The organism is Victivallis lenta (genome assembly GCF_009695545.1).
Taxonomy (GTDB): domain Bacteria; phylum Verrucomicrobiota; class Lentisphaeria; order Victivallales; family Victivallaceae; genus Victivallis; species Victivallis lenta.
The window spans coordinates 40,106-60,781 of the sequence record NZ_VUNS01000021.1 but is presented as its reverse complement, the minus strand read 5'-3'; the positions used below and the strand labels follow the sequence as shown (position 1 = coordinate 60,781).

Annotated in this window: 17 protein-coding genes; 7 read left to right on the top strand and 10 right to left on the bottom strand. The window is 63.1% G+C overall.

The window, feature by feature from the left end; all coding sequences use genetic code 11:
- Nucleotide 1: 1 nt before the first annotated feature.
- The 4 genes from rpoZ to FYJ85_RS16560 all read right to left on the bottom strand — a co-directional run bounded on the left by rpoZ (nt 2) and on the right by FYJ85_RS16560 (nt 4,017).
- The gene (gene rpoZ / locus FYJ85_RS16575; protein ID WP_106055508.1) at nt 2-268 is read right to left on the bottom strand and encodes a DNA-directed RNA polymerase subunit omega; all 267 of its coding nucleotides are present in this window, start codon (nt 266-268) and stop codon (nt 2-4) included.
- Nucleotides 269-352: 84 nt separating this feature from the next.
- Nucleotides 353-2,071: an acyl-CoA dehydrogenase family protein gene (locus FYJ85_RS16570; protein WP_106055507.1), complete on the bottom strand. Its 1,719-nt coding sequence runs from the start codon at nt 2,069-2,071 to the stop codon at nt 353-355.
- Between the two features lie 18 nt (nt 2,072-2,089).
- A complete protein-coding gene (locus FYJ85_RS16565) occupies nt 2,090-3,100 on the bottom strand; it encodes an electron transfer flavoprotein subunit alpha/FixB family protein (protein WP_106055812.1) in 1,011 nt (336 codons plus the stop codon).
- 20 nt (nt 3,101-3,120) lie between these two features.
- A complete protein-coding gene (locus FYJ85_RS16560; protein ID WP_106055811.1) occupies nt 3,121-4,017 on the bottom strand; it encodes an electron transfer flavoprotein subunit beta/FixA family protein in 897 nt (298 codons plus the stop codon).
- Nucleotides 4,018-4,188: 171 nt separating this feature from the next.
- Between FYJ85_RS16560 and FYJ85_RS16555 the strand changes: the two genes are divergently transcribed.
- Together FYJ85_RS16555 and FYJ85_RS16550 are read left to right on the top strand one after the other, a co-directional pair.
- Nucleotides 4,189-5,133: a hypothetical protein gene (locus tag FYJ85_RS16555; RefSeq protein WP_106055506.1), complete on the top strand. Its 945-nt coding sequence runs from the start codon at nt 4,189-4,191 to the stop codon at nt 5,131-5,133.
- A gap of 10 nt (nt 5,134-5,143) precedes the next feature.
- The gene (locus FYJ85_RS16550; RefSeq protein WP_154419551.1) at nt 5,144-6,136 is read left to right on the top strand and encodes a uroporphyrinogen decarboxylase family protein; all 993 of its coding nucleotides are present in this window, start codon (nt 5,144-5,146) and stop codon (nt 6,134-6,136) included.
- Between the two features lie 53 nt (nt 6,137-6,189).
- On the opposite strand, the gene FYJ85_RS16545 is transcribed toward FYJ85_RS16550, so the two are convergent.
- Nucleotides 6,190-7,257, bottom strand: a complete 1,068-nt coding sequence (locus FYJ85_RS16545) for a polyprenyl synthetase family protein (RefSeq protein ID WP_106055504.1) — start codon at nt 7,255-7,257, stop codon at nt 6,190-6,192.
- Nucleotides 7,258-7,269: 12 nt separating this feature from the next.
- Nucleotides 7,270-8,565: an ATP-dependent 6-phosphofructokinase gene (locus FYJ85_RS16540; protein WP_106055503.1), complete on the bottom strand. Its 1,296-nt coding sequence runs from the start codon at nt 8,563-8,565 to the stop codon at nt 7,270-7,272.
- Between the two features lie 140 nt (nt 8,566-8,705).
- On the opposite strand from FYJ85_RS16540, the gene FYJ85_RS16535 reads away from it, so the two are divergent.
- Nucleotides 8,706-10,496: a hypothetical protein gene (locus FYJ85_RS16535; protein WP_154419550.1), complete on the top strand. Its 1,791-nt coding sequence runs from the start codon at nt 8,706-8,708 to the stop codon at nt 10,494-10,496.
- A 64-nt stretch (nt 10,497-10,560) separates the two neighbouring features.
- Here FYJ85_RS16535 and FYJ85_RS16530 read toward each other — a convergent pair whose 3' ends face one another.
- The 4 genes from FYJ85_RS16530 to FYJ85_RS16515 all read right to left on the bottom strand — a co-directional run bounded on the left by FYJ85_RS16530 (nt 10,561) and on the right by FYJ85_RS16515 (nt 15,603).
- Nucleotides 10,561-12,837, bottom strand: a complete 2,277-nt coding sequence (locus FYJ85_RS16530; protein ID WP_154419549.1) for a hypothetical protein — start codon at nt 12,835-12,837, stop codon at nt 10,561-10,563.
- A 17-nt stretch (nt 12,838-12,854) separates the two neighbouring features.
- Nucleotides 12,855-13,619: a type II secretion system protein gene (locus tag FYJ85_RS16525; protein ID WP_154419548.1), complete on the bottom strand. Its 765-nt coding sequence runs from the start codon at nt 13,617-13,619 to the stop codon at nt 12,855-12,857.
- 267 nt (nt 13,620-13,886) lie between these two features.
- Complete coding sequence (locus tag FYJ85_RS16520; RefSeq protein WP_154419547.1) at nt 13,887-14,708, bottom strand: alpha/beta hydrolase; 822 nt, start codon at nt 14,706-14,708, stop codon at nt 13,887-13,889.
- A complete protein-coding gene (locus tag FYJ85_RS16515; protein WP_158704361.1) occupies nt 14,698-15,603 on the bottom strand; it encodes a helix-turn-helix domain-containing protein in 906 nt (301 codons plus the stop codon). Before FYJ85_RS16515 ends, FYJ85_RS16520 begins: the two co-directional genes overlap by 11 nt.
- A gap of 180 nt (nt 15,604-15,783) precedes the next feature.
- Between FYJ85_RS16515 and FYJ85_RS16510 the strand changes: the two genes are divergently transcribed.
- The 4 genes from FYJ85_RS16510 (at nt 15,784) to FYJ85_RS16495 (ending at nt 20,629) form a co-directional block, all read left to right on the top strand.
- A complete protein-coding gene (locus FYJ85_RS16510) occupies nt 15,784-16,527 on the top strand; it encodes a prepilin-type N-terminal cleavage/methylation domain-containing protein (protein ID WP_154419545.1) in 744 nt (247 codons plus the stop codon).
- Between the two features lie 5 nt (nt 16,528-16,532).
- A complete protein-coding gene (locus FYJ85_RS16505) occupies nt 16,533-18,074 on the top strand; it encodes a glycoside hydrolase family 5 protein (RefSeq protein WP_154419544.1) in 1,542 nt (513 codons plus the stop codon).
- A 123-nt stretch (nt 18,075-18,197) separates the two neighbouring features.
- Nucleotides 18,198-18,764 (top strand): ribosome recycling factor, encoded by a 567-nt coding sequence (gene frr / locus FYJ85_RS16500; RefSeq protein ID WP_206213252.1) that lies wholly within the window; start codon nt 18,198-18,200, stop codon nt 18,762-18,764.
- 8 nt (nt 18,765-18,772) lie between these two features.
- Nucleotides 18,773-20,629, top strand: coding sequence for a glycosyltransferase family 39 protein (locus FYJ85_RS16495; RefSeq protein ID WP_177995773.1), 1,857 nt, complete (start codon nt 18,773-18,775; stop codon nt 20,627-20,629).
- Nucleotides 20,630-20,676 lie beyond the last annotated feature (47 nt).

The window sequence follows — 20,676 nt, the reverse complement described above, 5'->3', positions numbered from 1 at the left end:
CTTACGCTTCGGTCTCGGGAGGATCGTTCTCGGCCCCGAGCGTCGGCAGGGCGGAAGAGTTGTCGCCGGGTGTGCCGAACTCGTAGCTCAGCAGCCCCTCGGCGATCTCAAGCAGCGCCCAGTCAAGATAGTTTTCGGAGTCGCACTTGATCATCGGCCGGGCGCCGAGCGCAAGCTGCTTCGCCCGCTTCGCCGCGACGACGGAGAGAATCTGCGGGTCCGGAATCATCTTCTTCGCACGTGCCAGATAGGCATTATTCATACTCATAATTTGGCTTCCTCTTTAAATATCGCAAGCGAAACGCCTCCGTAGGGACGTTCCGCCGCGATGGTTTCGTTATATTCCGACCACTCAGTAGTCGATGATGTCGCGATTGTTGTCGATCAGCGTGACGTCGCCGGACGTGACGCGCATGAAACGCTTTTCGAACTCCGGAACCGCGTCGAGCACCCAGCGCTCGGCGATCGCGGCACGCTCCTCGCACTTCAGCGCGTCCCGCAGCAGCAGCAGGCCGACGAAGACATAGGTCTCCATCTCGACCAGGCTGCGCGCCATGAGGTCGTGATACGCCTGATCCTTCTTCTCGGAGACGAACCTGACCGCTTCGAGCTGCCGGGCATGGAGCTCCATAAGCCTGTCGCGGAGACGCGCGAGCTTTCCTTCGAAGTTCAGCTCCGCCAGCTCTTTGATCCGGACGTCGTTGTCGCGCTGGATCACGCCGCCGATCGCGGCGACAACCTGAAGCTGCGTCGTGCCTTCGTAGATGTTCGTGATGCGGGCGTCGCGGTAGAAGCGCTCGACGTTGAAATCCTTCATGAAGCCGGTGCCGCCGTGAATCTGGATCGCGTCGTAGGTCACCTGATTCGCCATTTCGGTCGCGAGCGCCTTGCACATCGGGGTCAGCACCGCGGCGACCTTGTTGTAGTACTTCTGCTTCGCGCGATCTTCGGCCGACGGATTTTCGCTCTTTTCGACGAGATCGTTGTAGCCGTTGCGGAGGTCGACCACACGGGTCGTCTCATACAGCAGCGCACGGGCGGCGGTGAGCTTGACCTTCATGCCCGACAGCATATCGTAGATCGCCGGGAAACGGTCGATCGACTTCTTGAACTGCATGCGCTCGGACGCATACTTGCGCGCTTCGCGGTAGGCCGCCTCCGCGATGCCGACCGCCTGGCCGCTGATCGCGACGCGCGCGCCGTTCATGAGGCTCATGACGTACTTGATCAGGCCGAAACGCCGCTTGCCGCAGAGCTGGGCCGGAACGTCGTTGTACTGGAGCTCGCAGGTTGCGACGCCGTGGATGCCGAGCTTGTGCTCGATGCGGCGGACGACGAGCTGCGGACACTTCTCGGCGATGAACATCGAGAGTCCGCGGCCGTCGGTGGTTCCTTCCTCGGAACGGGCCAGCACGAGGTGAACCTGCGCGCAGCCGTTCGTGATGAAGCGCTTCATGCCGTTCAGATACCACTGGCCGGTCTTCTCATCCTGCCAGGCGCGCAGGCGCACCGACTGCAGGTCGGAGCCGAAGTCCGGCTCGGTCAGGTCCATCGAACCGTCGAACTCGCCGGACGCAAAACCCGGCAGGTACTTCTGCTTCTGCTCCTCGGAGCCGAAAAAGCTGATCGTCTCGGCAATGTCCTGCAGCCCGAAGATGTTCTGCAGAGAACCGTCGGCGCGGGAGACCATTTCGGTCATCATCGTGTAGACCGACACCGGGAAGTTCAGCCCGCCGAAGCGGTGTTCGAGCATGACGCCCATGACGCCGGCCTGCTCGAGATCCTTCAGATTCCGGACCGTCTCCGGGTGATAGGTCACCTTGCCGTTCTCGAAATGCGGACCTTCCTCGTCGACGATGCGGCTGCGCGGTTCGATGCGGTCGCCGCAGATTTCGCCGACGATCTCGAGTACGCGGTTGTAGTTGTCGAGCGCGTCTTCGAACGAAGTCGGCGCGTTGTCGAATTGCTGCGCGAGTTTGTAGTTGTCCTCACGGAGCGCGGCCACTTCGGCCAGGTCGAGATTGTTCAGCGTGAAGACCAGATCGCTGTTGTCTTTGAAAAAGTTAGCCATGATTGGAATCCACCCCTCTTACGCTTTGGCCTTGAAGGCTTTGATCATTTGCGGAATCACGGTATTCAGGTCGCCCACGATCGCGTAATGGGCCACGCTGAGGATCGGCGCGCCGGGGTCGGTGTTGATCGCGATGATCTTCTTCGACTCCTTCATGCCGGCGACGTGCTGGATCGAACCCGAAATGCCGCAGGCGATGTAGAGGCGCGGACGGACCGTCACGCCGGTCTGCCCGACCTGATGATCGTGATCGATCCACCCGGCATCCACCGCGGCGCGCGAAGCGCCGACTTCGCCGCCGAGCGCTTCGGCCAGCTGGTAGATCAGCTTGAAATTTTCCTTGCTGCCGACGCCGTAGCCGCCCGCAACGATAATCTGGGCGCCCTTGAGGTCGACCTCCTTGTCGGCGCGGACGCGCTCGATGACCTTGACCACGGTCTCGGCATCGGTGAGCGCGGGCTTGACCCTGACGAGCGCGCCCTTGCGGGACGGGTCCGGCGCGTCCATCTTCATGACGCCTTCGCGGACGGTCACCATCTGCGGATCGTCCCAGGTGTTCACGATCGTGGCGATGATGTTGCCGCCGAAGGCCGGACGGATCTGCATGAGCTTGTTCGTATAGCTCTTGTTGTTCTTCTTGTCCTCAAAATCGTCGATCCTGAGATCGGTGCAGTCGGCGGTCAGCCCGCCGAGCTTCTCCGACGCGACGCGCGGCGCAAGCTCGCGCCCCTTCAGCGTCGCCCCGAAGAGCAGGATGTTCGGCTTGTGCTCCCGGACCAGGTCGACGATGGCCCGCGCATACGGCAGAACCGTGAACGGCTCGAGCCGCGCGTCCTCGACCAGATAGACCGTGTCGCAGCCGTAGCTGTAAAGCGTGTCGACGCAGCTTTCGACTTTGTCGCCGAGCAGCAGCGCCTCGGTTTTGACGCCGAGCCTGGCGGCGAGTTCGCGCCCTTTGCAGACGAGCTCGAGGCTCACATCGGCGATTTTTCCGCCTTCCTGCTCAATGAAAATCCAGACGTTTCCAATTTTTTCAGCCATGATGATGCTTACCCCAGAGTGTGATCGCTGATGAGTTCATGAATCAAGAGACCGATGCCCTCATCGGTCGCGGGAACGCTCTTCGCCTCGCTCGCGGTGAGCACCACGCTCATAACGCTCTTTACCTTCGTCGGAGATCCCGGGAACCCGATGCGGGCCGGATCGGCGTCGATGTCGGCCGCGCTGAACTCCCGGATCAGGAGACCGTCCTTCTCAAGCTTCTTCTGCGCCTCCGCCACCGCCTCGGCGTCGGTGTAGTTCGAATTCCCGCAGGACTTCGCGATCTCGGAGACGGTCCGGGCGCGCTTGTATTTCATAAGCCGCTTCGCATTCATCGGGCGCGGCTCGTTCGCGTCGATCACGGTCAGCAGGGCCGGGAGCGGAGACTCGAGGATCTCGTAGCCGCCTTCGATCGCGCGGCGGACCGTCACTTTGCCTTTTTCGAGGCTTTTGACCTCTTCGACATAGCAGAGCTGCGGAATCTTCAGCTTTTCCGCCAGCTGCGGACCGACCTGCGCGGTGTCGCCGTCGATCGCCTGGCGGCCGCAGAGGATCAGGTCGAAGCGACCGAGTTTCTTCGCGCAGCAGGAGAGCGTATAGCTCGTCGCAAGCGTATCGGCGCCGGCCAGAGCGCGGTCGGTCACCAGCACGGCTTCGTCGGCGCCGCGGTAGAGCGACTGGCGCAGAACCTCGGCGGCGGCGGGCATGCCCATCGTGGCGACCACGACGCGCGCGCCGTAGCGATCCTTGAGCTCGAGGGCCAGTTCCAGCGCATTCAAATCCTCAGGATTGAAAATCGCCGGGAGCGCGGCCCGGTTCACGGTCCCCTCGGGCGTCATTGCATCGCCCGAGATGTTCTGGGTATCCGGAACCTGTTTGACGAACACGAGTACGGAATAACTCACAGTTTCGACTCCCATATTGTGGTTGCTTATGGTTTATGTCCAAATACAATAAAACATGATAATATATCGCGGCGCACTCAAATAGCAACCCCCTCCCGGCAGCTTTTTTCAAAAAAAACGGACGCGGAGAGCTTGCCGTGAACCGGGAAACGTGGTATACTAAACAGCATCATGGTTAAACCAGCGGAAAAAATCATCTATATTCAGGATCACGAGGGGGAGCGCGTCCGGTTCGACCCGGTCGAGCTGCAGACGCGGCTCATCAACTGCTTCCTCACGGCCGGGCTGCGCGAAAGCAGCTATATGGCCGAGGATATCGCGCTCGCAGTCGAATACACGCTGCTCAACAGCAACCGTCCCGACGCCGTCTTCGGCCAGGGGGAGCTCGCCGCAGCCGTGATCCGCATGCTCGAGGAGACCGGCTTCCCGGAGGTCGCCGCGCTGTTCCGCCAGAGCGGCGGAGACCGGCAGGTCGCGGTCGATGCCGACCCGGTTTCCGTCGCCGGATTCCTGCAGAAATTCCTGGCCTGCTCCGATACGATCTTCGACCGGGTGGTGCATGAAGTCGCCCGCGCGGTCGAAATCCTCGGCATTCACGAAGCCGACCCGCACCTGTACCTCGAACTGGCGCGGTATTACGAGCGCAAGTTCGCGATCGAGAGCATCACGGGCGGCCCGGTCGCCCGGCTCCGCGGCCGGACCTCCGCGACCAAAGCCGAAATCACGGCCGTCCTGCCGCCCGAAATGCGCGCCCTCGCCTCAGAAGGAGTGCTCCGGGTCAGCGAGGTGAACGAAATTTTCTCCCGCATCCGCTTCTTCTTCATGATGAAGCCGTTCGCGCGGAAGTTCGGCCTGACTCCGCCGGTCACGGAGATGGAAGTGGAACCGCTGCTGTTCCGCATGAGCCGGATTCTCGAACTCGGCCGCGCCGCCATCGACGCGGCGCTGCAGCCGCCGGAACCGCTGCCGGTGCAACTGACCATCCCGGACATGTCCGGCTTCATCACCGAATATTTCGGCGCGGAGCAGGAGAAATCGCGCAAGCTCATGGACGAGCTCGCGCGAACCCTTTCCTTCGAACTCAAAAACGGAATCTACAAACTTTCAGTCAATTGAAGGCCGAAACATGAACACAAGAGAGCGTTTCCAGGCAGTCCTGAATTTCGAGAAGCCCGACCGCCTCCCCGTCATCGAATGGGCTCCGTGGTGGCATCTGACTCTCGAAAACTGGCGGAAACAGGGGCTCCCGGCCGGTTTCGACACGGTCGGACTCCAGGAGCATTTCGGGCTCGACCTCATGGTGCAGAGCTGGGTCCGCCCGACCAACGCCCGGACGCCGGAGGTTCCGCACGGCAGCCCGCTTGTACGCGACCTCGCGGAATACGAGCAGCTCCGCGCCTCGCGCGCCGTTCACGATCTCGACGCAGTCGATTTCGAGCCGTTCGAACGCTACCGCGAACAGCACGAGCGCGGCGACGCGGTCTTCTGGTTCACCCTCGACGGCTTTTTCTGGTTCCCGCGCAATCTCTTCGGCATCGAAAACCATCTTTACGCCTTCTACGACCAGCCGGAGCTCATGAAGCGCCTGAACCAGGACCAGCTCGAATTCAATCTGAAGGTGCTCGACTGCATCTTCGACCGCTATGAACCCGAATTCATGAGCTTTGCGGAGGATATGAGCTACAACCACGGCTCGATGATCTCCGAAGAGCTTTTCGATGAATTCCTGCTGCCGTACTACCGCGAAATCATCCCGGTTCTCCGGAAACACAACGTCAAGGTTTTTCTCGACTCGGACGGTGACATCACCGGCTCGGTCAGCTGGTTCGAGCGGGCGGGAATCGACGGAATCTTTCCGCTCGAGCGCCAGGCCGGCGTGGACGTCGCCAGACTGCGGCGCGAACACCCGAAGTTCCTCCTGCTCGGCGGATACGACAAAATGGTCATGGACAAAGGCGAAGAGGCGATCGAACGCGAATTCGCCCGCCTGCTGCCGACCGCGCGGCAGAGCGGCTTCCTGGTCAGCTGCGACCACCAGACTCCGCCCGCCGTCACCCTCGACGATTACGCGCTGTACCTGAAGGCCTTCCGCGAATTCGCCGCCGAAGCCTGCCGCTGAAACGGAAACAGGAGGGCGTTTCGCCCTCCTTCCCTCCAGGAAGCCCCAGGCGCTTATTTTTCCCGCTCGATCAGGTAATCGACCAGTTCGAGCAGACACTTCCGGTAGACGTTGGCCGGAAACTCCTTCAGGATCGACTTGGCCCGGTCCGCCAGCTCGGCTTCCTCCCTTTCGAGAACGCCGGCGGCGCCGGAGTCGACCATGATCCGGCGGACTGTTTCGAGGTCGTGCGGCGTATATTCACGATGGCCGAGCATGCGCAGGAGCCGGTTGCGGTCGGCGGCGGAGGCCATCTGCAGGGTACTCAGCAGCAGGATCGTCGCCTTGCCTTCGCGCAGGTCGCCGCCGAGCGACTTGCCGAGCATCTCAAAGTTGCCGAAGATGCCGAGATAGTCGTCGCGGAGCTGGAAGGCGTTCCCGGCAGCCAGGGCGAACTCCCCGAGCTTCCTGACCTCCGGCGTCTCCGGATCATCGGTTTCGAGGGCGATCATCGCGCCGGCTTCGGCGCAGAAGCGCAGCAGCGCGCCGGTCTTGCCGCGAAGCATTTCGCGGACCTCGTCAAGCCCGATCGACTCGAGCATGCGCAGCGAAAATTCGACGTCGAGCGCTTCCCCGCAGATCAGCTCACGGTTCGCCAGCTCCTGAAAACGGCGCATGACGCCGACCGTCACCTTCGCCGGAACGCCGTGCTCCGTCGCCCGGAGCAGAAGATCGTTCGCCCACCCCTGCTGGATGTCTCCGGTCAGAATCGCAAAATCGCGCCCGGTGCGGTCCGCTTCCGCCGCGGCGAGGCCGAAACGGCTGCGGCTTCCGCCGGCCAGCGCCACGTGGCAGGTCGGCCGGTTTCGGCGGGTCGTATCCTGGTCGATGATGTCGTCGTGCACGAGCGTCCAGTTGTGGCAGACCTCCGCCGCCGCCGCCGGATAGAGGGCCGCCGACTCCCTGCCGCCGAGCAGCCGGCAGCACCAGATCAGAATGGCCGGCCGGAGCCGCTTGCCGCCGTTCTGCGGATAGTCCAGAACCGCGGCGCGCAGGTAATCGGGCCGGATGGTCTGCGGATAACGGTCCGCCGCAAGCAGCTTGTCGATCGCAGCGGAAACTTTTTTCAGATGTTCCTGCATCGTTAACCCCTTTCAGAAACAGGTGCTGGCCCGGACGCTGGTCCAGAGCTGGCTGTGAAGATCGATTTTCTTGCGCTCGCGCGTGGCGAGTGCAATCGGCACGTGCGTGAAATGGTCCCCCCAGTGGCCGATCACCATATCGGTGCGTCCGGCCATCGCGGCATGCACGGCATTCTGCGCCAGCATCGCGCAGAACACCGCGTCGGCTCCGTGGCACGGGCCGCTGCGGACGGCGTACGAGGTGTCGAAGTATTTGACGTTGACTTCGATATCGAGCTTTTTGAAATGCTCCCTGATCTTATCGCGCAGCAGGATGCCGATGTCGTTGTGGATCAGGTTCCCGGAGGCGTCGTGCATTTCGGGCAGCTTGTCGAAAAGCTCCTGGCCGGCGCCCTCCGCGACGATCATGACCGCATGGTGCTTGCGGTTCATGCGCTCGACGAGGTTCGGCAGCAGCGCATCGGGCCCCTCGCCCTCCAGCGTGAATTTGCGTTCCGGCACGAGGCAGTAGTTGATGTACGAATTCGCCAGCGTCGCATAAGCCGCGATAAAGCCCGAATCACGCCCCATGACCCGCACCAGGCCGATGCCGTTGTAGGCGCCCTTCGCCTCGTTGTTCGCGCCGGAGGCGAACCGGCTGCAGGCCGCGACGGCGGTTTCGAAACCGAACGACTTGTCGATGAAGCTGATATCGTTGTCGATGGTCTTCGGAATCGAGATGACGCTGATGGAGAGCCCGCGACGCTGCGCCTCCATCGCAATGTCGTGCGCGCAGCGCGCGGTGCCGTCGCCGCCGATGCAGAACAGCAGATTGATGTTCATGCGCATCAGCGTATCGACCATCACGCCGGTGTCTTCCTCGCCGCGCGAGGAGCCGAGGATGGTGCCGCCCTGCTCGTGGATGTCGTCGGTGTTCTCGTCGGTCAGCACGATGGGAGCGAGCTTGCTGGCCGGGTTCAGCCCCCGGTAGCCGTAACGGATGCCGTAGACGATCGGCACTTTGTACTGACCCCGCAGCGTGCTGGTCAGGAACTTGATGACGTCGTTCAGCCCCGGGCAGAGGCCGCCGGCCGTCAGCACCGCCGCCTTGCACCAGGACGGGTCGTGATAGATCCTCGCGCGCGGCCCCGCCAGTTCGAAAGCCGGAATCGTCTTTCCCTTCCGCACATATTCGGCCAGCTTCGCGGCATCGCTGTCGTAGGCGACGGTCGCGCCGTCGTCGATGAAAGCGGTCGACGGGTCGAGCGGCGAATCGAGCTGCGCCCGGCCGAGGCGCGGTATCTGAAAATCCTTGATATCCATGGTCATTCATTCCTCCCGCTTAATAATGGGTACTCACTCAGGTACGATAAGATAGACCTTTCCCCCGAAATAGCAACCCGCATTACTGGATTTTTTCAAAGTTTAACAGTATATTGAACAAAAACAGAATCCAAGCCGGAGCGCCGATGACGACTGACACACGCAGGAAACCTCTTCCCGGATGGGAAACCTCCCCCTTCGCCCGGCGGACGGAGCGGGCGGCCCGCATGATCTGCGGCGCCGCTTTTCCCGGAATTTTTCTCGGCTCGGCCTTCGCGGGGACGATGGAGCTTCTCGAGCACGGCTCCGGGTTGTTCGGCATCCCCGGCGTATCGCTGATCATCATCGCGCTCGAAGCGATCTTCGGCGCGGTCCTGGTCGGCAGCTGGCGCGAACGGCACGGGCTGCGCGGAATTCTCATCCTGCCGGCGCTGCTGCTTTTTCTGTTCAGCCTGGTTCCGGGGCCGCGGGCGGCGCTGGCGATCTGCGGAATTCTGGCCGGCGGCTATTTCACGGCGTTGCCGGTGCGGTCGGGAGGAGTCCGCGCCGTGTTCGGCGTATCGTTCGCCCTGACGGTATTCCTGCTGCCCGGCCATGCGTTCGCCGCCCAGACGCTTCAGATTGCGCTGTTTCCCATCCTCTTCGCCTCGACGATCCTCTGGGTCGGAGCGCACTGGGTTCTGCGCGTATGCATGATCGCGCTGCTGCCGGTATCGACCATCCTGTTCGCCGAAGGAATGCTGAACCGCCGGCCGGCGGTTTCCGCCGGCGAACCGCAGGAGGTGGCGGCGGCGCTCCCGGCCATCCTCATGGCGAATTCGGATTCTGCGCGCGTCCTCTTCCTCTCCGACCGGCCGTCCCTGCTCCCCGAAGTCTGGTGCAGCATGCCGTTCGTCGCCGGCGTCGAAAGCATCTGGCCTCAGGCGGAACGGTTCCCCGGCCGCGACTGGAGCAAGTTCAAGCCGCACAACGGGCTTCCGGGCCGGGCGGTCGCCGCCCTCGCCGGAAAGTTCAACCTGATCTACATCGACACCTTTCCGTCCGGCGGAGAAGCCGCACGACGCGGTTTCGTGGAGAAACTCTGGGAGCTGCTGGAGCCGAAAAACGGCATTCTCGTGCTCCCGTCCGTGAACCGGCTGCTGCTCCCCGCCGAAGCGCAGTGGGCCGTCCTGCCGGGAACGCGCGGACAACGGGTCGCCGCGTCGCGCGAAGCGGTCTCCACCGACCTGGACCTGCTCGACGGACGGCTGCGCGCGCTGCTCGAACCGTTCGGCGAAGAAAACCACATCCCAGCCGGCATTTTTGCGGCGCTCTATTACACACCGTCCCCGCCGGTCCTGCCCGCGCCGGAAAACGATCCGGCGTTCGCCAAACCGGTTTCGCCCGAATGGTTTTATGAGACGCTGTTCTGCTTCCTGCTCGGTTACGGCGCCATCCGGCTCTACTTCGGCAGGTACGGCCGGAACCCGTACGGCTTTGCGCTGATGGAGAACTCCGCCGGATTCGTCCTCGTCCTGCTGGCGGCCTGCAGCGCCATGTCCTGCCGGGAGCTCTTCACCGGCGTGCCGGCCTCGACGATCTGGGGATGCGTCGGGCTCGTCTTCGTCGTTCTGCCGTTGCGGGCGCGCGCCGCGCGCGTGCTCGCGCTCGCGGCAATCGTCCTTCCGGCCGTCTGGCTGATTCCGCAGAGCCTCATCGTCGAAGAGCCGACCTGGATCATCGTGACCGCCGTCGCCGCCCTGGCGGCCGGAGCGGTCCGCGGCCGCATCGGCAGGGAAACCGCCTTTCCGCGAAGCTGGTGCACGACCTTTTCCGCTGCGGGCTGGATCGTCGGAGGAGCGGTTTACGCCGTCTTCCATCTGCTGCTCCGGGAACCACTCCTGCCGGCCCTCATCGTCGCGGGCGCCCTGCGTCTCGCCTGGCCCCTGAAACTCTAGCCTCCCCCTTCGCCGGAACGGCCCTTTTCCCCGGAGATGCCTCGACCTCTCCGGTCGGAGAGTTTCATCGTTCCGCCAGTTCGAAATAGAGGGCGGGGCCGTTCCTGAGCTTTGCCGTATCGATGGCGAGCCGGATTCTGCCGCCGCCGATATGGAGCGGAAGCTCTTCGCGGCGCTCTCCGTCGATCCCGAGCGCGAAACACTTCAGTTTTGCGGAGCAGTCGAGCGTGAGTTCGAGCGTCCCGGTCTCCAGCAGCACCGGGAGGGTTCCGGGCTTGTGAAGAACCCTGCGGTCGGCGGAGAGCTCCATGCCGCTGTTCAGGGCGTCGGTCGAAAAAACAAGGAGCATGCGGCGGGACTCCCCGAGCGGTGCTTTGTCGAGAGAAATCAGCGCGGCCGTGCACGGCAGGGAGCTTCGGAAAACGAGGTTTGAGAGACGGAGTTCGCCCCCCTCCCATGCCGCGCCCTTCAGCCGGAGCGTATCCACCGTGAAGCAATTCTCCCCGGTCCGCAGGACGAGTTCGCCGGTATCGCTCTGGAAAACGCCTTTTTCCGGATCGGTCAGGTTGCCGGCGGGCAGGATGTTTTTTTCCCGCAGTTTTGCGGTAATTCCGGCAAAATCCGGGACATTGTTCGTATCGACGGGAACCGTGAACATGGTCTGCGCCGCGATCCGGCTGCCCTGCGACGGCGGCATGGTCAGATCGAGCGCCGGATACGGCGGCAGTCCGGCGGGGACGGCTCCGTCCAGCACGACGCCGAGCCCGGTCAGGAGCACGAGCCGGTTCTGCTCGGAGCTGACGCCGCTGTTCATATTGCGCGGATCGCGCATGAATGCGTCGTCCAGCGCCACTCCGACCCTGTGCCGGGCAGCGGCCACGTCTCCGCGCCCGTAGGCGAATGCCGCGATGACCTGCCCGGCGCGGCCGACCGGGTCGCGGCCGAGCTGAAAATCCGCCAGCTCCGCCGGAATGCGCGTGACGGCCAGCGAGTGGACCGTGATTCCGGCATAATCCTGCAGCGACGCGTAGGACGGCAGGAGCAGCCCCTCCTGGTGGCGGTATCTGCCCCAGAACGGCGCATTATATTCGGTAATCAGGAACGGACGGTTCCAGACCCGCATGGTCGACATGTAGCGCAGATAGACCGCGGCGTTGCCGACGATGCTGTTCTGATCCATGCGCGATCCCGGATTGCTGTTGGCCGTCGGGTGGTTGTGGTAGCCGTGCGCGGTGATGACCGGCACGTCGCGCCGGATCGACGTGAAGCGGAAATAGCCGAGGACGTCGTAGAGCGTCGCAAACGTCCGGCAGCCGATCGCCTCCAGCCCCTGCCGGTAGAAGTCGAGCATTCCGCGCTCGATCTCATACAGGAACTCATTGGCATCCTTCCCTCTGGCGTCCCAGGCGTACAGGTCCTTCTTCGAAAACAGGGGGACGGCATCGAAGGAGGCAACGGGGACGTTCCAGCTCTTTCCGAGCCTGCCGATGTCGTTTCCGTACCGCTTTTTCAGGAACGAGCGCCAGGCGCTTTCCGCCGGAAGCCGGACGCCTTCCGCCCGGAGCGGCTCCTTCGCCGCCCAGATGCCGAGCTCCTGCTCGTTGTGCATATCGACATAAACCAGCGCCGGTTCGTCGTTCAGCGACAGCCCGGTATACGGATTCACGGCCGTCATGAGCGCCTTCACGCCGTCAAGCCACATCCGCCGTGCTTCGGGATCGAAGTACATGCGCTCCTTGTAACGCTTCGCAACCGCATCGGACCACTGGTTCGGGAACTTCTCGTAGCCGGTGTAGCTGAACAGGTCGATGCCGAAGTAGACCCCCTCCCGCTTCAGGCAGTGCAGCATATACTGAAAATTGTCGAGGTTCGCCGGGCTGAACCGCGCCCGGCCGGGCGCGTCCTTTCCGGACATCAGCAGCAGATCCACGCCCTGAAAACGGACCATGTTGTACCCCTGGCGCCGCACCTTCGCGGCGAACTCGCGGATATTCTTCCGGGTCTCCTCCGGAGTCGCGGCCTGAAGCATCGACTCCTTCCAGGTCATCAGGTGGTTTGCAAACGCGTTGAACGCGAAGAAGCGGACCGGCCTGTCCGGGCGTTTCTCGAAACGGAAGCCGCCGTCCGGACCGATCACCGCCCGGCCGTATTTCCCGGCCGGGCCCGGCTCGTGGATGCCGCTCAGGTCGAGCGCGCTGCCGGGCCGGACCGACAGAGCGGACATATCGATCGGTTTCCAGGTCTCATCGGCCCGGACGATCCGTTTTCCGTTTTCCGTCTCCGCCCCGGCGAATGCCGCGACGCCGATTCCGGCCAGAAGCAGAAATACCGTCAACCGCATAAACTCCCCTCCCCCGCTTACCATCTGTACCAGCCGTCGTGACGAATCCAGAAGTTCCAGGGTGCGTTATCGTTCCAGTTCGAGTCCACCCACGGGCAGCCGATCCTGCTGCCGCGGGTGGACATGAGCCATCTGGCGCCGGCCTCGCCCGCCGGTCCCCGCTCCGACACGACATGGCCGTCGGCGAAAACCGCGTTGATTTCGGAATTGCCGCGGTGCGACGGCCAGGCGACCGCGTAATTCGCATCGTAGTTCGCATCGATCCGGTGGAAACCGAACGGCTGGAGGTCGCCTTCGGCGCGGTCGGCGTCGGCGGACTCCGTGATCAGCAGCGTCCGGGAGGCCGCCGGAAAACGGCTGAGCTTCACCCCGGAGACATATTGATGGTTCATGCCGTAGTCGCAGATGTACCAGCCGGCATGGTCCGAGCTGGTCAGGAACCTGCCGGGATCGTTCCAGAGCTCTCTCACCCAGTCCGGCGAACCGCTGCGGGAGGGGCAGACGAATGATTTCTTCGCCAGATACTTCCCGTCCGCAACCAGCAGCCAGGTCCAGAAGCGGTTCCCGGAGTCCTCGCTCCCGTTGCTGTGCCGCGCGAAGCAGTCGTTGTTGTCGGACGCATACTGCAGCATGGCGAGCCCCTGCTGCTTGAGATTGTTTTTGCAGTTGGACGAGCGGGCGGTCTCGCGCGCCTGATTCAGCGACGGCAGCAGCATTGAAGCAAGGATTGCGATGATGGCGATAACGACGAGCAATTCGATCAGTGTAAAGCTGCTTCTCATGAAATCCCTCCAGCAAATGGCATGATTGTGTTTTCCGGGAGACTGCACCAATATTATACCCGACGGAAAAGAACACGACTTCCAGAAAACAATCAAAAAATTATGCTTTATCGCTCAAAAAGGCTCATTCCGGTTCATTGATCCGGAATGAGCCGGGAACGGTACAGCGGCAGCCCCGGCCACGCTCCGCATCCGGTCCCGCAAAATCACTGATCCGGCAGCGCATGCCGGAACGGGAGGCCCTTCCCGGGCGCCGCCTGCCCCGCTTTACTCCTTCCGTTCCGGAGAAGCAAGGAACTCCCGGAGCGTCTCCCAGTAGCGTTCCCCCGCCTTGAAGAGCAGGTTGTTGTGGCCGCCGCCCTCGACGGTGTAAAGCCGCTTCGGCCCGGCAGCCGCCTCGAAAAGCGCCTCGCCGTGGGAGTACGGCACGACTGTGTCCCGCGTACCGTGGATGATGAGCAGCGGCAGGTTGATCTTCGCCACCCGGTCGATGTTGCGGAACCGGTCGAACGGCAGCCAGCCCATGCCGACCACGGAAAAAGTGCTTTTGAACGGCGCCTCCAGCACGAGCGCCCGGGCCGGAACCTTTTCAGCGAGGAAGCAGGAGGGGCCGCTGCCGACCGAACGGCCGTAAATCACGATCGACTCCGGCGGAACGCCGCGCTCCTCGACCAGATAGCGCCAGACCCGCTCGATGTCCCGGCAGGCCGCCGCCTCGGAGGGTTCGCCGCCGCTCTGCCCGTACCCCTCGTAATCGTATGCGGCGACGCCGTAACCGCGCTCCGCATACTGCCTGATCCGGTAGCGCACCGAACCGAGATCCTCGGCGTTGCCGTGGCTGTAGAGCAGCACATATCCTCCCTCCGGCGGCGGCAGATACAGCACGGCGACGGAAAGGCCGGCGGCGACTTCGAGCATCGTTGTCCCCGGAACAGCAGGCGTGCCTCCCGGCGGCTGAAAGATGACCCGGTCGGCCATGCACCCCGCCGCGAACAGCACGATTCCGGCCAGCGCCGCGGGAGGCGCCAGACAGAGCAGGCAGAGCCGCCGCAGCCGGCGGCGCAGGTTTTGTTCCGTTCTATTCATCATCGTTTAAAAGATCACTCCTGACCGGATTTGTCAAGCTGCGGCGGCGAAACTCAAGCGGGGAAATTCCATGTTTTTTCCTGAATTCGCGTGAAAAGCAGCGGGCGGAGCCGTATCCGCAGGAGAGTGCGATCTCGTTGACCGGACGCACCGAGCCGGCCAGAAGCGACTCCGCCCTGCGCATGCGCAGGGCGATCAGATACGCCTTCGGCGTCACGCCGAGGTGGAGCTTGAACAATCGGATCAGCTTCAGCTCCGAAAGGTTCAGTTCCGCGGCGACGGTGCCGAGCGCGATCGGGTTGCCGAGGTTGAATTCGAAAATGCGAATCGCATCCGCGATCAGCGGCTCCCGGCAATGCGGCTGCTGCATCCTCAGCTCGGTCAGGAAACGGATCGCCAGGCCGGAGAGCTCCGCCACATCGGCCGGATCCTTCCGGCGCAGCAGCGGAAACATCGCTTCGACCAGCCGGTACGCTCTCTCCGGCTCGGTCAGGTCGAAACGGCAGCGGCCGCCGGAAAAACCGAGGGCGGCCAGAAACGGCGCGATCAGCTGGCCGCAGATGCCGACCGAAAGCTTGCGGCACGAGCCGGAGGGACCGGTCCGGAGCGTGTTGTCCTCTCCGGCGGGCAGGATGCAGAATGAACCCGGCTTCACCAGCGTGATCCGGTCATTGTGCTCGATCAGCAGATCGCCGTCGAGCGGCAGCTCGAACGCGGTTATCGACGGGCAGGTATGCGAAAAGAAATTGCCCGCCAGGAAAAACTGCCGGACCGCAAACTCCGGCCAGACCGGAAGCATGTTCTTCCGGCCGAAATCCCAGCTTTCGGTCATTCCGCGCGCTTCGACGGTGTCGAAACGCGAAAGGGAATAAACCTCGCTGCCCTGTGCCCGTTTCACGCCGCTGCCCTCCCTGTTTCCGGCACAATACCGCCGCATTCCGGATATTTCCAGCACGAATTGAAATAAAAGTGTATTTTTTGATGATTCAGATGCCAAATCCAGACCAAAACCATATTGTTTCAGGACCGGTTATTCAGTATAATATAAGTAGAACCCCAATATAACCGGAGAGGTGCCATGAGACAAAACAGAACTTTCTTCACCTTGATCGAGCTCCTGGTCGTCATCGCGATCATCGCGATTCTGGCGGCGATGCTGCTGCCCGCGCTCCAGAAAGCGCGCGAACAGGCGTACAGGAGCTCCTGCCTGTCCAACCTGAAACAGATGGGGTCGGCGATGGTGCAGTATATCGGCGACAACGGCGATTACATCGCGCCGCAGTGCGTGAACAACCGGCATCTGAGCTGCTGGGATTACAGCTGGGGGCGCGGCTACCTCGGCGGACAGGTCGGCGGCAGCGGCTGGCCGCTCACAGACGGCGCCAGCTGGAAAATCTTCCGCTGTCCGTCCGACCGTTCTGTTCTGGCTGCTAAAAACAGTCTCCGCGTCAGCTACGGCATCGTGCAGAACCTGATCCGCGGCCTCGACGGAACCGAAACCGGGCCTCTCGCCAAAGCCGCCCGCTACCGGAAGCCTTCCGCGACCTACGCCGTCCTGGATTCCGACTACTCGAACCTGCTCGGCAGCTCGGGGAACGAATACATCAACACCGCCGTCGGCGTCATCGCCGGAGGAGACGGCAAATGCTGGCTCGGCAGTTCCCGCAACGTCGGCCCGAACCACGGCAATTCGGCCAATATCCTGTTCCTCGACGGACATGCCGCCAACCGGACCGGCTGGAAAGGACGGGCCTCCGTCCTGTACTATGATTACGTCAGCAGCGACATCGACCTGCGCAGCCGCGCCTTCGTGGAGGATTGAGGATCATGACGATGAAAAAAACCGTTCTGCTGCTCCTGCTGACCGCTTCGGCCTGCCTGTCCGCCGCCTACCGGAATACGGAACTTCTGTGGGAGGCCGATTTCCGTTCGGCCGGCGCATTGAAACGGTGGACCGACAGCTCCGCCGCGCAATATCTTCCGGCAGGCGGGCCGGACGGCTCCCCCGCCGTGGCCTTCGTCCTGCCGAAGCGGGGGACGCGCTGGATGTCGATCGGACTCGACCCGGCGAAGCTGCGCGGCCTCATCCAGCTTGAAGCCGTCGTCCGCGGCAAAGAACTCACGCGCGGACCGCAGCCGTATTTCGGCAGCAAGGTCATGCTCGCGATCTCGGCGGGCGGAAAAACGCGTCATCCGGAGCCGCTGCGGCGTTACGGCACCTACGGCTGGACGAAGGTCTGCATCGTCGAAAACATCCCGGACAACGCGGATAAGGTCACGCTGTCGCTCGGCATCCAGAACGCCTCCGGAACCTTCGAGGTTGCGGGCGTCAGAATCTTCCGCTGCGTCGAAACCGACGATCCGTCGGAGGGGAAGCCCGCCGTGAATGCCGAGGCGCAGGCGATTCCGCGCGGCCCCGGCAAAGGCGCGAAGTTCCGCGGCTTCATGTCCGGCGGCGACCTGTCGCCCGAAGCGGTCGGGACGCTCGCGGAATGGAACGTCAACCTGATCCGCTACCAGATGAATCCGGGCCTCAACGTGAAACCGAAGGCGGACATCTCGACACCGGAGAAATACCTCGCCTGGATCGATTCCGAAATCAAGCGGCTCGACGAACTTATGCCGCTCTTCAGAGAGCACGGCATCAAAGTCGCCATCGACCTGCACACCGGCCCCGGCACCGGGATCAGTCAGGTGGCCAGCAACATCCTCGGCGCCGGGACCAGCCTCGACACCCTCGACGCGGCGTGGCGGAAACTTGCGTCGCACTACCGCGGCAACCCGCAGATCTACGGCTACGACCTGCTGAACGAGCCGGTTGCGGAGAACTACGTCAGAGGCGTCGAAAACCCGTGGCTCGCGATCTCGGAGCGGCTGGTCGGAGTCATCCGGGAGGTCGATCCCGACACGCCGATCATCACCGAGCCGGATTTTGCGAACACCCGGCCGCTCGCGGACCGCAACGTCATTTACAGCCCGCATTTCTACAGCCCGCACGCCTATACCCATCAGGGGGTGCTCGGTCAGGTCCGCTGGTCGTATCCCGGCGTGATCGACGGCGTCTACTGGGACAAGGAGCAGCTGCGGGTCAGCATGAAGGAGGTCATCGAGTTCCAGAAGAAGCACGGCGTCCCGATCTTCGTCGGGGAATTCAGCGTGATCAACTGGGCGAAAGGCGGCGACCGCTATCTCGCGGACATGATCGAGCTCTTCGAGGAGTACGGCTGGGACTGGGCCTACCACGCGTTCCGGGAATGGGACGCATGGAGCATCGAACACGAGGGGAAGGCGTTCCGCAGCGTCGTCCCCTCCCCGGACAACCCGCGCAAGCGCGTGCTGCTCGAAGCGCTGAAGAAGAACACAAGGTGACCGTACCGCTCTTTTTTCACCCGAATTTTCGACGATTCGGGTGTTTTTTTATTTGCATTTTGCCGGAAAGCTTGCTATTTTACGCAATGAAGGAAACAGCAAAACAAAACCAGGAGAAAAACCATGCAATTGGATCCGGCCAATCTTCTTGACGAACTCGAAGAGCACATGATGAAGACCGAAGAGGCCCTCGTCAACAGCTTTCACACCATCCGCACCGGGAAAGCCTCTCCGTCGCTGGTCGAAAACATCATGGTCGAGTATTACGGCACCCCGACCCGCCTGAAGGAGCTCGCCGGCATCAACGCGCCGGAACCGCGGCTGCTCGTGATCCAGCCGTGGGACAAAAGCGCGCTCTCCGCGGTCGAAAAAGCGATTCTCGCCTCGAACATCGGCATCACCCCGATGAACGACGGCACTCATATCAAACTGCCGATTCCGGAACTCAGCCAGGACCGCCGCGCGACGCTGGCCAAGCAGGCGAAAGGGTTCGTCGAGGAAGCGAAGGTCGCGCTCCGCAACATCCGGCGCGACGGCAACGAAGCAGCCAAAAAAGCACAGAAAGACGGCGTGTTCACCGAGGATGAGCTCAAGAAGATCCTCGACGACATCCAGAAGCTGACCGACCGCTACATCGCCACGCTCGACAAGGAACTTGCCGCGAAGGAAAAGGAGCTCATGACCGTCTGATGGCGGGCATGGCGTCAAGAGGGGGTACCGCAGCCGGAATCCGTTCCGGCCGCGGTTTTTTGCTGATGCTCGGCGTCATCGCCGGCTGTGCGTTCCTGCTCCGTCTCGGCGTCTGGGCCGAGCTCGGCGCCGTCAACGGCGGGCGAAACAGCGTCTATGCCCCTTCGGTGCTGACCGACCTTGCCACGTATATGAAGCTCGGGCGCGAAATGGCGGCCGGCGAATATACGGGGCCCTTTTATTATCAGCCGTTCTATTATGCGGTCTTCCTGCCGGGCTGCTATCTGCTCTCCGGCGGTTCGATCGGTTTCGTGATCTTCGTGCAGTCGCTGCTCGGGGCGGCGACAAGCTATCTCGCCGGGCTGGCCTCCGCCCGGCTGTTCGGCAAAACCGCCGGCTGCATCGCCGCCGTGTTCACGGCGATTTCGACGCCGCTGCTGCTCAATACGCCGTACCACCAGAACGAGACGCTCCAGACCTTCAACCTCATGCTTCTCTTCTACCTGGCGCTGCGGGCCTGCGAATGCTGGAATCTCAAGCGCTGGGCGGCGGTCGGAGCCGTGACCGGAATCGCGATCCTGACCCGCGGCAACATCAATTTCTTCCTGCCCGGGCTGCTGGCGGCGCTGATCTGGGCCGGGCGGCAGCACAAAGCAGGTCCGGGCCGAATCGCGGCGGCGGCCGGGCTTTTCGCGGCAATGGTGCTTCTGGTCCAGCTGCCTTTCGCTCTCCACAACACCCGCGTGACCGGAAAACTCTCCGGCCCGTCGACCGCGGCCGACGCCGTGCTCGCGCTCGGGAATTCGCCGGAAGCGCCGGCCGGCGGCCGCGATCCGGAACTTCCGGCCGGGCCGATGGAGTACCCCGAAGCGTACGGCCGCATGATGAACCGCGCCGAAAACGGCGTCGGCGTACCGGCCCAGATGTTCGAGTGGATGCGCCGCGAGCCCGCCGCGTTCTTCGAGCTGCAGCTGCGCAAGCTCCTGCTCTTCTGGGACTGGCGGGAAATTCCGAACAACGTTTCGCTTCTCGGTCCCGGCGGCGGCGCCGAGTCGAGCCTGATCCTGCGCTGGCTGCTGCCGGGGCGCAGCCTCGTGCTGCTGCCGCTCGGCCTGGCCGGGCTCGTGCTGGCGGCCGTCAGGGCGTACCGGCGGCGCGACGTCCGGCTCTGGCTGCTCGTCTACTGCGCGGCGGCCTACTGGGCGGCGACCGCACTCTTCTACATTCTCTCGCGCTTCCGGGCGCCGATCCTTCCGCTTGTCGCCGTTGCGGCGGGCGGCTTCGCGTCCTGGTTCCTGCGGCGCTGGCGGAGATCCCCGGAACGGCGTCGGCAGCTGCTGCTCTGCGGCGGCGGCGGGCTGGTCGCCGCCTTCTGGCTCGTCAGCTCCGGCTACGAGTTCTACCGGAACAACCTCGAGGCGGCGCTGGCGCGCTTCTGCCGGCCGGACGGAACCGTCGTCGCCTTCGGCGGCACACCCTACCGGCTCGATTACGGCCCGATGACCTTCGGCGGCTGGAGCGAAATCGAAATGCGCCGCGGGCAGAAGCTCGCCAAGCGCTTTCCGGACTTCGACAAGCCCGGCGAAGCGGAATGGACGCTGCTGGCCGACAGCGCCGGCCGGCTTCGTTTCCGGGTCAACGGCCGCACGGTGACGCGCGCGGTGGAACATCCGGGGCTCGTGAAGCTCCGCTTCCCCGTCATGCCGGAAAGCGGCCTTTTCCTGCTGGAAATCGTCGATTTTCCCGGCAAATGCTCGCTGCTCTTCGACCGCCAGCGCAACTACGGCCGTTCGGAACTCGACGGCGCGCCGCTCGACGGCGAGTGGCTGTTCCGGCTGTACGACTCCCCCGATCCGGTGAAGTAATTCATCGCATTTCCCGAGAAAAAAACGTTTTTTTTTCGTTCCCGGTT

Excerpts from the sequence above, each read along its gene's own strand:
- FYJ85_RS16545 (WP_106055504.1), bottom strand. The coding sequence starts at position 7,257 with ATGCAGGAACATCTGAAAAAAGTTTCCGCTGCGATCGACAAGCTGCTT.
- FYJ85_RS16510 (WP_154419545.1), top strand. The coding sequence starts at position 15,784 with ATGAGACAAAACAGAACTTTCTTCACCTTGATCGAGCTCCTGGTCGTC.
- FYJ85_RS16540 (WP_106055503.1), bottom strand. The coding sequence starts at position 8,565 with ATGACCATGGATATCAAGGATTTTCAGATACCGCGCCTCGGCCGGGCG.
- FYJ85_RS16570 (WP_106055507.1), bottom strand. The coding sequence starts at position 2,071 with ATGGCTAACTTTTTCAAAGACAACAGCGATCTGGTCTTCACGCTGAAC.
- FYJ85_RS16555 (WP_106055506.1), top strand. The coding sequence starts at position 4,189 with ATGGTTAAACCAGCGGAAAAAATCATCTATATTCAGGATCACGAGGGG.
- FYJ85_RS16520 (WP_154419547.1), bottom strand. The coding sequence starts at position 14,708 with ATGATGAATAGAACGGAACAAAACCTGCGCCGCCGGCTGCGGCGGCTC.
- rpoZ (WP_106055508.1), bottom strand. The coding sequence starts at position 268 with ATGAGTATGAATAATGCCTATCTGGCACGTGCGAAGAAGATGATTCCG.
- FYJ85_RS16495 (WP_177995773.1), top strand. The coding sequence starts at position 18,773 with ATGGCGTCAAGAGGGGGTACCGCAGCCGGAATCCGTTCCGGCCGCGGT.
- FYJ85_RS16525 (WP_154419548.1), bottom strand. The coding sequence starts at position 13,619 with ATGAGAAGCAGCTTTACACTGATCGAATTGCTCGTCGTTATCGCCATC.
- frr (WP_206213252.1), top strand. The coding sequence starts at position 18,198 with ATGCAATTGGATCCGGCCAATCTTCTTGACGAACTCGAAGAGCACATG.
- FYJ85_RS16550 (WP_154419551.1), top strand. The coding sequence starts at position 5,144 with ATGAACACAAGAGAGCGTTTCCAGGCAGTCCTGAATTTCGAGAAGCCC.
- FYJ85_RS16535 (WP_154419550.1), top strand. The coding sequence starts at position 8,706 with ATGACGACTGACACACGCAGGAAACCTCTTCCCGGATGGGAAACCTCC.
- FYJ85_RS16530 (WP_154419549.1), bottom strand. The coding sequence starts at position 12,837 with ATGCGGTTGACGGTATTTCTGCTTCTGGCCGGAATCGGCGTCGCGGCA.
- FYJ85_RS16505 (WP_154419544.1), top strand. The coding sequence starts at position 16,533 with ATGACGATGAAAAAAACCGTTCTGCTGCTCCTGCTGACCGCTTCGGCC.